This window comes from Occultella glacieicola, assembly GCF_004353825.1.
Classification (GTDB): Bacteria; Actinomycetota; Actinomycetes; order Actinomycetales; family Beutenbergiaceae; genus Occultella; species Occultella glacieicola.
This window is the reverse complement of sequence record NZ_SMNA01000011.1, coordinates 47,956-59,497: the sequence shown is the minus strand read 5'-3', so window position 1 is coordinate 59,497 and position 11,542 is coordinate 47,956. Positions and strand designations below refer to the sequence as shown.

Annotated in this window: 8 protein-coding genes; all 8 read left to right on the top strand. The window is 72.0% G+C overall.

Features of this window, described 5'->3' with window-relative positions:
- The first annotated feature begins 121 nt into the window (after positions 1 to 121).
- The 8 genes from ku to EXU48_RS19560 all read left to right on the top strand — a co-directional run bounded on the left by ku (position 122) and on the right by EXU48_RS19560 (position 11,431).
- Complete coding sequence (gene ku / locus EXU48_RS19595) at positions 122 to 1,135, top strand: non-homologous end joining protein Ku (RefSeq protein WP_133109380.1); 1,014 nt, start codon at positions 122 to 124, stop codon at positions 1,133 to 1,135.
- Between the two features lie 439 nt (positions 1,136 to 1,574).
- Positions 1,575 to 3,335 carry an ABC transporter ATP-binding protein gene (locus EXU48_RS19590; protein WP_133109454.1) on the top strand — a complete coding sequence of 587 codons (1,761 nt, stop codon included), beginning with the start codon at positions 1,575 to 1,577 and terminating at the stop codon, positions 3,333 to 3,335.
- Positions 3,332 to 5,161, top strand: coding sequence for an ABC transporter ATP-binding protein (locus tag EXU48_RS19585; RefSeq protein ID WP_133109379.1), 1,830 nt, complete (start codon positions 3,332 to 3,334; stop codon positions 5,159 to 5,161). The genes EXU48_RS19590 and EXU48_RS19585 overlap by 4 nt, the downstream gene beginning before the upstream one ends.
- Before the next feature lie 160 nt (positions 5,162 to 5,321).
- A complete protein-coding gene (locus EXU48_RS19580; RefSeq protein WP_133109378.1) occupies positions 5,322 to 6,542 on the top strand; it encodes a polysaccharide biosynthesis protein in 1,221 nt (406 codons plus the stop codon).
- Positions 6,539 to 7,315 (top strand): lipoate--protein ligase family protein, encoded by a 777-nt coding sequence (locus tag EXU48_RS19575; protein WP_133109377.1) that lies wholly within the window; start codon positions 6,539 to 6,541, stop codon positions 7,313 to 7,315. Before EXU48_RS19580 ends, EXU48_RS19575 begins: the two co-directional genes overlap by 4 nt.
- 137 nt (positions 7,316 to 7,452) lie before the next feature.
- Positions 7,453 to 9,303, top strand: coding sequence for a DUF4185 domain-containing protein (locus tag EXU48_RS19570; RefSeq protein ID WP_133109376.1), 1,851 nt, complete (start codon positions 7,453 to 7,455; stop codon positions 9,301 to 9,303).
- Complete coding sequence (locus tag EXU48_RS19565; RefSeq protein WP_133109375.1) at positions 9,300 to 10,316, top strand: LacI family DNA-binding transcriptional regulator; 1,017 nt, start codon at positions 9,300 to 9,302, stop codon at positions 10,314 to 10,316. The genes EXU48_RS19570 and EXU48_RS19565 overlap by 4 nt, the downstream gene beginning before the upstream one ends.
- Positions 10,317 to 10,360: 44 nt before the next feature.
- Positions 10,361 to 11,431, top strand: a complete 1,071-nt coding sequence (locus tag EXU48_RS19560; RefSeq protein ID WP_133109374.1) for a glycoside hydrolase family 172 protein — start codon at positions 10,361 to 10,363, stop codon at positions 11,429 to 11,431.
- The last annotated feature ends 111 nt before the right edge of the window (positions 11,432 to 11,542 follow it).

Sequence of the window (11,542 nt, the reverse complement as noted above, 5' to 3'; positions counted from 1 at the left end):
CGGCACAACCACCGACCGTCCGGACGTCCCGCATGATGGACGCCGCGTGGTCTGGCGCTCGGTCCGTCGGACGTGTGTACTGGGACTGACAATCGTGGTGTCGAGGGAGAGGCGAGGGCCGATGCGGTCGATCTGGAAGGGGGCCATCACGTTCGGGCTCGTGAACGTGCCGGTGTCGGTCTACTCGGCCACGGAGAGCCACGACGTGAAGCTGCACCAGGTGCACGATGCGGACGGCGGCCGGATCCGGTACCAGCGCAAGTGCGAGGTGTGCGGCGAGGTGGTGCCCTACGAGCACATCGACAAGGCCTACACGGACGGCGAGCAGACCGTCGTGCTGACCGATGACGACCTGCAGACGCTCCCGGCCGAGCGCAGTCGCGAGATCGATGTGCTCGAGTTCGTCCCGAGCGAGCAGGTCGAACCGATCATGCTGGAATCCTCCTACTACCTGGCCCCCACGTCCGCGTCGACGAAGTCCTACGTGCTGCTGCGCCGCACCCTGGAGGAGTCCGAGCGCACCGCGATCGTCTCCTTCACCCTCCGGCAGAAGACCCGGCTCGCGGCGCTGCGGGTGCGCGGCGACGTGCTGCTGCTGCAGACCCTGCTCTGGTCCGACGAGGTGCGCGAAGCGGACTTCCCGGCCCTGGCCGACGACGTCAAGATCTCCGCGAAGGAGCTCCAGATGTCCGCGGCCCTGGTCAGCAGCTACGAGTCGGACTTCGCTCCCGGGGAGTTCACCGACGACTACCAGGCGCAGATGAAGCGCCTGATCGAGGCCAAGCTCGAGAAGGGCGAGGCGTTCGAGAACGAGGCGCCCGAGGAGGCCGAGGAGGGTGGCGAGGTCCTCGACCTGATGGAGGCCCTGCGCCGCAGCGTCGAGGCGTCGCGCGCGAAGCGGGACACGGCGAGCACGACCGCCGAGGCGGACGACGACGGCGGGTCGCCTGCGTCGAAGCCCTCCTCGAGCCGGGCGAAGAGCACGTCCACCTCGGGCGCGGCCAAGACCTCGAAGTCCGCCGCCTCGAAGTCCGGCACGGCGAAGGACACCAAGTCGAAGACCGCGAAGGCGGAGGCGGACGACGAGGCAGAGGAGGCCAAGCCGACCCGACGGCGGACCAAGAAGTCGGCCTGAACCGCGCCGAGGCCTCTGTCGAGGTCCACCCGGCCACGCCTCATCCCATGATCGAAACGTTTGGACCTCGACGTCGACCCCACTGCGGCCTGCCGGTACCGCGCCCGGGCGGGGCGAGCGGACCAGTCCGGCGCGGGTTGCGCCGTCGGCGTCCCACGGACCGAAATCCAGGTGCAGGTGCGACGCCGATGAGAGTAGTGTTGAGGTAACCGCCGTATTCCCCCGCCGACCCCGCTGTCGGACGGCCGATGCGGACGTCACAACCGACCTGCACCCTCGGAGGTCAGCGCTCTGCCATGCCGTCACTGAAGGTTCGAACAACCCCGACGCACTCGTGAGGTCCCGGCCAGCGGCCTCCTCGGCGGACACGCCGGTCGTCGCCACCCTCGCCCGCCTCTATCCATTCGTGAAGCCGGCGCTGCCACGCCTGATCGCCGGCATGATCTGCGCCCTCGGCGCCAGCCTGTGCGCGCTCGCGATCCCGCAGGTCCTCGAGTACGCCGTCAACGGGCCGCTGCTCGGCTCCGTGGACGCCGGCGACACCTCGGGTGTCTGGTTCGCGGTTCTGCTCGTCCTGGGACTCGGGATCCTCGAGGCCGGGCTGATCGCCGCCCGGCGTGCCTTCATCCTCATCCCCGGCACGCGCGTGGAGGCGGGTCTGCGGATGTCGCTGTTCCGGCACCTGCAGGACCTGCCGATCGCGTTCCACGACCAGTGGCCGGGCGGGCAGTTGCTGTCCCGGTCGATGAGCGACCTGTCCAGCCTGCGCCGGTGGCTCTCGTTCGGGATCGTGATGCTGGTGGTGAACTCCACCACGATCGTGGTCGGGATCGTCCTGATGATCCGGATGGCGGCGCCGCTGGGCGTCGCGTACCTCATCGGAGCCCTGCCCGTCGTGTTCTTCTCCTACCGGTTCTCCCGCCGGTTCCGTCGGATCTCCCGGCTCAGCCAGGACCAGGCCGGAGACCTCGCGACCACCGTCGAGGAGTCCGTGCACGGCATCCGGGTGCTGAAGGCGTACGGTCGGGGCCGGGAGGCCTACCGGAACTTCTCCAGCCAGGCCGACGAGCTGCGCGGCACCGAACTGAGCAAGGCCCGCGTCCTGTCGATGTTCTCGTTCGCGATCATGACGATCTCGGAGGTCGTGCTCGGCCTGTGCGTGTTCGCGGGGGTATGGCTCGTCGTCGACGGGCAGATGACCGTCGGTGCGCTGGTCGCGTTCTTCGCCACCGCCGGGGTCGTCAACGGCCCGGTCGAGCGGCTGGGTGAGCTCGTCTCGATGTCGCTGTACGCGAAGACCGCCGTGGACCGGTACTTCGAGGTCCTCGACACCGTGAACGAGGTCACGGACCCGGCCGAACCGGTGCGGGTGAACGCCCCGCGCGGTGAGGTGACGTTCGAGGGGGTCCACTTCCACTACGCGGACGCGCCACCGATCGACCTCATCCCGGCCCCGACGACCGTGCCGAGCGAGGCGCCACGGGAAGAGGTGCTGTCCGGGGTGGACCTGCACATCCGACCCGGGGAGACGATGGCCCTGGTCGGCCTGACCGGGTCCGGGAAGACGACCATGGCGTCCCTGGTGCCGCGGCTGTTCGACGTCACCGCGGGCTCCCTGCGGATCGACGGCGTGGATGTGCGCGACCTGACCCGCCGCGACCTGCGCACGCTCGTGTCGATCGCGTTCGAGGACGCCACCCTGTTCTCCGCGTCGGTGCGGGAGAACGTGCTGTTCGGGGCACCACCGGGCCAGGACGACCAGAGGGACCTGGAGCGGGCGCTCACCGTGGCGCAGGCCCTGTTCGTCCACGACCTGCCCGACGGCGTGGACACCCTGATCGGCGAGGAGGGGATGAGCCTGTCCGGGGGACAGCGGCAACGGCTCGCGCTCGCCCGGGCCGTCGCCGCCCGGCCGTACGTGCTCGTGCTGGACGACCCGCTCTCCGCCCTCGACGTGAGCACCGAGGAGGCCGTCACCGAGCAGCTGCGCGCCGAGCTCGAGCGCACCACCACCCTGATCGTGGCGCACCGGCCCTCGACCGTGGCGCTCGCGGACCGGGTCGCCGTCCTCCAGGACGGCCGGGTCACCGGGGTGGGCACCCACTCCGAACTGCTCGTGAGCCATGACCACTACCGGTTCGTGATCTCGAGCCTGATCGAGGACGAGGAGAGCGAGCTCGTGGGGAAGGTGCGCTCATGAAAGGGGTACCGGCAACCCCGTCCGTGCCGCTCGGGGTCCAGGACGAGGAGAACAGCCAGCTCGACCGGGTGCACAGCAAGGCGGTCCGACGGCGGTCGCTGCGGCTTCTCGGCTCGACGCTCGCCCCGCTGCGGGCCACGTTCGTGGGCACCGTGGTACTCGTCGTGATCGCCCAGGCCACGCGGGTGCTCGGGCCGGCGCTGATCGCGCTCGCGGTCGACACGGCACTGCCGCAGGCGCAGGCCGGCAACTGGGGCCCCGCCATCTGGATCAGCGGCGGCTACGTCCTCGCCGCGATCGTGGCCGGCGCCACCACGGCGGCGTTCATCCGCCTCGCCGCGCGGGTCTCCCAGACCGTGCTCCTGGACCTGCGCCAGCGGGTGTTCGGGCAGACGCAGCGGCTGAGCCTGGAGTTCCACGAGTCCTACACCTCGGGCCGGATCATCTCGCGCCAGACCTCGGACCTGGAGGCGCTGCGCGAGCTCCTCGACTCGGGCGTGACGTCGCTGGCGTCCGGCTTCCTGTACATGGTCTTCACCGCCGTGTCGCTGTTCGTGCTGGACGTGCAGGCCGGGCTGGTGCTGCTGGTCGCGGCGATCCCGGTCTGGCTGATCACCCGGTGGTTCCAGAAGCGCTCCCAGGTGCTCTACCGGATCTCCCGGGTCGCCTCGGCCCGTCTGATCGTGAACTTCGTCGAGAACATGACCGGGATCCGGGCCGTCCAGGCGTTCCGCCGCGAGGACGCCAACAACGCCCGCTACGGCGCCCTCACCGAGGACTACCGCGCCAACACCGCCAGGACCATGGGCCTGAACGGCATCTACGACCCGGCGCTGCAGCTGACCGGGAACGTCACGGTGGCCGTCGCGCTCGCGTTCGGTGGGTTCCGGGTCCTGGACGGTTCGCTCGAGGTCGGCGTGCTGATCGCAACCCTGCTGTACACGAAGCGGTTCTTCCAGCCGGTGCAGCAGATGGCGATGTTCTACAACTCGTTCCAGTCCGCCGCGGCGGCGCTGGAGAAGATCTCCGGGCTGCTCGAGGAGATCCCGACGGTCCGGCAGGCTGCCGATCCCGTGCCGCTGCCCAACGCCAAGGGGGCCCTGCGCTTCTCCGATGTGGAGTTCGGGTACGGCGCCGGGAAGGTCGTCCTACCGAACCTGGACCTGGACATCCCCGCCGGGCAGACCATCGCGCTCGTGGGGCAGACCGGCGCCGGGAAGTCCACGGTGGCCAAGCTCGTGGCCAGGTTCTACGACGTCACCGGTGGCTCGGTCACCCTCGACGGTGTCGACCTGCGCGAGCTCGCCTCCCGGGACCTGCGCCGCGCCATCGTGATGGTGACCCAGGAGGCCTACCTGTTCTCCGGGACGGTGCGTGACAACATCGCGCTGGCCAAGCCGGAGGCGACGGACTCCGAGGTGGAGGCCGCGGCCCGGGCCGTCGGTGCCCACGACTTCATCCTGGCCCTCCCGGACGGCTACGACACCGACGTGAACAAGCGTGGGGGCCGGGTCTCGGCCGGACAGCGGCAACTGATCTCGTTCGCCCGGGCGTTCCTTGCCGACCCGGCCGTGCTGATCCTGGACGAGGCGACCAGTTCGCTGGACATCCCCGGGGAACGGCTCGTCCAGCGTGGTCTGCAGACGCTGCTCGCCGACCGGACCGCGCTGATCATCGCGCACCGGCTGTCCACGGTGGCGATCGCGGACCGGGTGCTCGTGATGAGCGACGGCCGGGTGGTCGAGGACGGCACTCCCGAGGAGCTGATCGCCGGTGACGGCCGGTTCGCGGCGCTGCACCACGCGTGGGAGGACTCGCTGGTCTGAGCGGCGCGGGATGAGGGCCGGGGATGCAGTCGCGTGGTCCTCGAGGAAGTCGCCGCGTCCCTCTGTTTCAGACTACGTCGAGAGGGCGGGGACTGACTCGCCGCCCGGCCGCCCGGAGTGGCTCGGGCGTGCTCGGGCGAGGGCTGACAGGATGTGACGCATGAGCCCACGATCAGCCAAGGATGGGAACCCGCCCGAACGGCCGGAGGATCCCGCGAGGGGTACCACGCTCGGATCCAAGGCAGCCATCCCCGCGTGGCTGCGGTGGCCCACCGTCGTGGTCGCCGCCGTGGCGGTCGTGGCGGTGTTGTACCTGGTCGGCAGCGCGGTGCTTCCGGGCTGGTGGGCCCGGACCATCGGCAACCAGGTCGAGGGGGTCAGCAGCGCCGGGGTCCTACTCGGCCTGACGATCGGCTTCGTGTTCACGGCCGTCCCGATCGCACTCGGGTTCTGGGCGGTCCGGGCCCGGTACTCGACCCGCACCCGGCTGATCATCGGCGGTGTGGCGGTGCTGTTCACGGCGCCGAACGTGCTCACCCTGGCGGTCGCCGTCGGCGGCCTGGAGAGCACCCGGGTGGCGCGCAACGACATGCTCATCCAGGCCCCCTCGTTCCGTCTCGCCTCCCTGATCGGCGTGATCGTGGCGGTGCTGCTGGCGGTCGCGATCTGGTATCTGGTCTGGAGCTCCCGCCGGCGCAAGCGTGAGCTCGAGGAGCTCCGCGGGAAGGTGGCCTCCGGGGCGCTCGGCACCTCGGCACCGGAGGAGGAGCCGCGCGGTCGCCGGCGCACCAGGCGTGCGCCGGGCGAGCAGCCCGGCCCGGCCGAGCGGCCCGCGTCGGCCGAGCGGCCGGGCTCGAACGTACGGCCTGGCTCGGACGAGCGGGCCGGGTCGGATGAGCGGGCCGGGTCGAACGTGCCGCCTGGCTCGGACGAGCGGGCCGGGTCGGGCGTCGAACCGGCGCCGCGACCTGCGCCCGGACCGGGCCTCGAGCCGCCGGCGGTCGGGACCGGTCCCGGGTCGGCCGGACCGCCCGCCGCGACATCCCGCGGCACGCTCCCGGACGCGGGCACGAGCGCGTCCGAGGGCCCGCCGCCCGGCTCGGGCACGAGCGGCTCCGGGGACCGCCTCCTCGCCGACGGAACGATCGCCTCCGGTGACGTGGCACGGAGCGGCGAGCGTCCGCGTGGCGCCGCGCGAGCCCGCTCCCTGGACTGGCCGGTGCCGCTCGACGAACTCGACGACCTCGCCGGGCCCGACCCGACCACCCCGTCCGGCACCTCGCCGGGCAGGACTGACCCGGACGGTCGCAGGCCCACCGATCCTCGTCCGACAAGCGCCGGACCCGGACCGGCCGGGCCGGATACCGACCCCTCCCGGTGACCCCGGACGGCGCGCCACCGGGGGAGCGGACCGAGCAGTTCCTCGCGCACCGGCGTGCGGAACTCGCGGGGGCCGACCCGGACGACCCGTTCGGCCACGTGCCCGCCCTCCTGCACCGGTTGCACGAGGCGACCGGTCCGGTGCGCCTGCTGCACCTGCGCAGGCCCGGCCGGATCCTGGCGTTCAGCCGGCGTGACCAGTTGCACCCCGGCTATGCCGCGGCCGTCGAGGTCGCCCGGGCCGCGAGCTTCCGGCCGGTCGTGCGACCGGTCGGCGGCGCCTTCGCGCCGCTGCATCGGGGCAGCCTCGTGGTGGAGCACTACGGGGCGGACCCGGTGGCCCGGATCGGTCCGCGGGAGCGGTTCGCGGCTCACACCGACGCCTTGGTCGAGGTGTTCGCGGGGCTCGGTATCGACGCCCGGGTCGGACCTGTGCCCGCGGAGTACTGTCCGGGCGAGTTCAGTGTGAACGCCCGCGGCGTGGTCAAGATCAGTGGCACCGCCCAGCGGGTGTCCCGAAACGCCTGGCAGGTGAGTTCGGTGATCCAGGTCGGTGACACCGGGCCGCTCGCGTCGGTCACGGCCGCCTGCGCGGCCGCACTCGAGCAGGACGTGGACCCGGCGGTGACCTCCTCCGTGGCCGCCGAGACCGGCATCAGCGATCCAGGCGTGGTGGCCGCGGCGCTCACGGCCACCTTCGTGGACCGCGGTCTTGTGCTCCCGGACGACGTGATCGGGCCCGACGCCACCGGCGCGCCGAACTCCGGACGGTAGCAGTCGACGACGACCGGGCGCACGCGGCCGGCATGGCCACCGCCGTCATGCTGGCCGCCCCGCGCTGGTGGGCGTTGAACTCGGTGCGCCGGGTGTGGGTAGATTGTGCGTAATCGATTACCGGCATCGGAGGCGGAGTGACCCAGCCCGAGGAGTTCCCCGGCGTGCCCGGCTTGTTCGGCACAGGTGACACAGGCGGCGCGGGTGGCACCGTCGGCACAGTCGGCACAGGCGGCGCGCGCGACGCCCGGGGCAGCCACCGCCCCGGCGACGGTGCCCCCGGGACCGTGCCCCCGCCGTCGGACTTCTTCGCGGTCGCCGCGGTGTCCTACGCGGCCGGCGTCTCCTCGCCGAGCGACGGCGACCTCTGGCCGAGCGCCTGGGCCGACGACGGCGCCCTCTATGCCGCGTGCGGGGACGGGCTCGGCTTCTCGGACGGTCCGTGGTCCGACCTCGTGATCAACCGCGTCGACGGGGACCCGCGTACGGGCCTGACCGGGCAACGGCTGGCGGCGGGCCGGGAGGTCGCCCCGGTCTGGACCGACCCGGAGCGGTTCAACAGCAAGCCGACCGGCATGGTCGCCGTGGACGGCGACGGGGACGGCCGTGACGAGCTTTACCTGGCCGTGCAGGACCTGCGCTGCGGGGCCTCGCCGGACACGTTCAACACCGCGCCCGCCGCCGGCGTCGTGTGCTCCCGCGACTACGGGCGCACCTGGACCGCACCCGAGCGGGCCATGTTCACCGACGAGTTCACCACGATCATGTTCCTCGATTTCGGGCAGAGCAACCGCCGCGCCGCCGTGCTCCGCGCCACCGCCGGCACCGTCGGCCCGGGTGAGCCGGACCCGGCCGCCTTCGTCTACGCCTACGGCCTCGACCACAACTGGCGCACCTCCTACTCGGGCGTCGTGCCGGACCCGCAGGACCTGTACCTGGCCCGGGTCCCCGCGGCCTCCGTCCTGGACCGCTCCACCTGGGAGTTCTTCGCCGGCACCGGGCCCGACGACGTCCCCACCTTCTCGTCCGTCCTCACCGACCGCGTCCCGGTCCTGACCGACACCCGCCGGGTCGGTACCGCGGTGCCGGTGCCGATGGCACCGGCACCGGTCCCCGGCTCTGTGCTCGCCCAGGGCGGGATCGTCTACAACCCGGGCCTGGACCGGTACCTGTACTCGTCCTGGACCGAGTTCACGTTCGAGTTCTACGAGTCGCCGACGCCGTGGGGCCCCTGGCGCCCGTTCCTGAGCCATGATTTCGGCCCGTTCCCCTGGTCCGGGCCGCGGTCCGCCGAGCCGCGGCACGGCGGGTACGCCACCACGATCCCGAGCAAGTTCCTCAGTGAGGACGGCCGGGACGCGTGGGTCCAGTCGAACTGGTTCGTCGGAGCCTCCACCCACGGCGGCTCGAGCTACCACTTCTCGCTGCGGCCGCTGCGACTGGACCCGATGCCCCGCACGGACCCGGCGGCCCTGGCCGCGCGGACCGCACCGCCGGCCCGCGGCGCCGACACCGTCTCCGAGCCCGACGCCGGCAATCTCGCCACCGCGCCCGGCGTCCGCGCGATCGCCACCGCCTGCCGCTCCGGACGCATCGAGGTGCTCAACGACGGCAGCACCGACCGGGCCGAGGACTCCTGGAACGGGCTGCGCAAGGACGCCGAGTACTGGGGATACACCTGGCCGGAGCCGGTGCGGATCGAGCGACTCGAGTTCACCTCCGGGCCACACGACTACGGCGCCGGCTGGTTCGACGCGCCGCCCCGGGTGCAGGTGCGCCGCGGCGCGGACTGGGTGGAGGTGCCGGCCGTCGTGGAACCGCCCTACCCGGCGGACTGGACCGCCACCGGCACCAGGACGTACACATTCACCGTGCCGGCCCAGATCAGCACCGGCGTCCGGCTGGGAGGTCGCGCGGGCGGCTGGGCGGGCTACACGTCGGTGTCGGAGCTGGCGGTCTACGGCGAGGGTGCGAGGATCGCGCCATGAACGGGCAGCGGGCGGTGCGGATCACGGACGTCGCGCGGGAGGCCGGGGTCTCCACGGCCACCGTGTCCCGGGTGCTCAACGGCCTGGGCTCCGTCGACCCCGAGCTGGCCGCCCGGGTGCGGCGCGCCGCCGAGGTCACCCGGTACGTCCCGAACCCGAACGGCCGGGCCCTGCGGCGCCAGCGGGCGGACGTCTGGGCCGCGATCGTCTCCGATGTGCAGAACCCGTTCTTCACCTCGCTGGTGACAGCGGTCGAACATGTCGCCGTGCGCTCGGGGATCTCGGTGATGCTCTGCAATACCGATGAGCAACTCGACCGGGAGCGCAGCTACCTGACCACGGCCGTGGCCCAGCGGATGGCCGGCGTGGTGGTCTCGGTGACCTCCGAGGCGACGTCCGACCTGAGCGCGCTGCTCGCCGCGCAGGTGCCGACCGTCGTGGTCGACCGGCGCGTGCACGACTTCACCGGGGACACGATCCTGTTGGACAACGTCGAGGCCGGCCGGCTCGCCACCGAGCACCTGCTCGAGCTCGGCCACCGCGACATCATGTGCCTGGCGGGCCCCTCCGGCGTGAGCACCACGGAGGACCGCCTCCAGGGCGTGCGGCAGGCGCTCACCGGCGCCGGGCTGACCCTCGACCCGGCCCGGATGGTGCGCACCGACCTCAAGATCGACGACGCCGAGGCCGCGGTGCGGGCCGCGCTCGCGGACCCGCGCAACCACCCGGACGCGATCTTCGCCATGAACGGACCGCTGACCACCGGCGCCTACCGGGGTGTGCAGGCCAGCGGGCTGCGGATGCCGGACGAGATCTCGCTCGTGGGAGTCGACGACGATCGCTGGACCCAGATGGTCAGCCCGGCGGTGACGCTGGTGGCCCAGCCGGTCGAGGAGATGGGCACCCGGGCCGCTGAGCGTCTGGTGGCCCTCGCCGCGGACCCGGCCAGCGAACCGGTCCACCTGTTGCTGCCGCCGCACCTGCTCGTCCGGGGTACTACCTCGGCCGCCTGAGATCCGATCCCCCTCGACCGCTCCCGACACAGATGTGAGGCCTCATGTTCAACAGCGACCTGGCCGCGCTCCGCGACGTGCGGACCCGTTCGATCAGCCCGGAGAACCCCGACGGCGCCAAGGGCGGCGGTGGCCGGGCCACCGAGGGCACCGGTGCCGAGGCGGCCCGCGACCTGGGCGTCGGCTGGAAGGTCTCCCCGAGCGTGCGGATCGAGCCCGGGCAGACGTACGACCTGGCCCGGATCACCGGGTCCGGGCGGATCACCCACCTCTGGCTCACCACCCACACCGACAACTGGCGCCGGCTGCTGCTGCGCGGGTACTGGGATGGGGCGTCCGAACCCGCGATCGAGGTGCCGGTCGGGGACTTCTTCGGTCAGGGTTGGGGCGCGTTCGCTCAGCTCAGCTCGGCGATGGTGGCCGCGAACCCGCACGGAGGCTTCAACTCGTACTGGCCGATGCCGTTCGCCGACGGTGCCCGGCTGAGCATCGAGAACCTCGGCCCCGAGCCCGTGATCGTGTACTTCCAGGTCACCTATACCGACGGCGGCGACGAAGTCGGCACCGGGCGGCTGCACGCGCAGTGGCGGCGCAGCAACCCGCTGCCGGACCGAGCCACGCACGTGCTGCTCGACGACGTCCGCGGCCGCGGCCAGTACGTCGGCACCTATCTCGCCTGGGGTGTGAACTCCACCGGGTGGTGGGGTGAGGGCGAGATCAAGTTCTACCTCGACGGGGACGCGGCGCAGGCGGAGCCGTACCCGACGATCTGTGGCACGGGCACCGAGGACTACATCGGGGGAGCGTGGAACTTCGACGTGCCCGGGCAGGGCTACACGGAGTTCACGACCCCCTATCTCGGCCTGCACCAGGTACTGCGTCCGGACGGGCTCTACGCCTCCCAGCAACGGTTCGGCATGTACCGCTGGCACGTGCCGGACCCGATCCACTTCGAGACCGACCTCACCGTGGACATCCAGGCCCTCGGCTGGCGCACCGGCGGCCGGTACCTCCCGCTGCGCGACGACATCGCCTCGACCGCGCTGTTCTACCTGGATGCGCCGAGTGCGGCCCGCCCGCCGACTCCGACCGTGGACCAGCTCGAGATCCTCTGAACCCGGCCGTCCGCGGCTGCCGCCCGAGCGGTCGGTTAGCGGATCGTTATCCACGAGCGGCACCGGAGGCGTTGACATCCGCAGGTCGTCCGCCTACCCTCGAGTAATCGA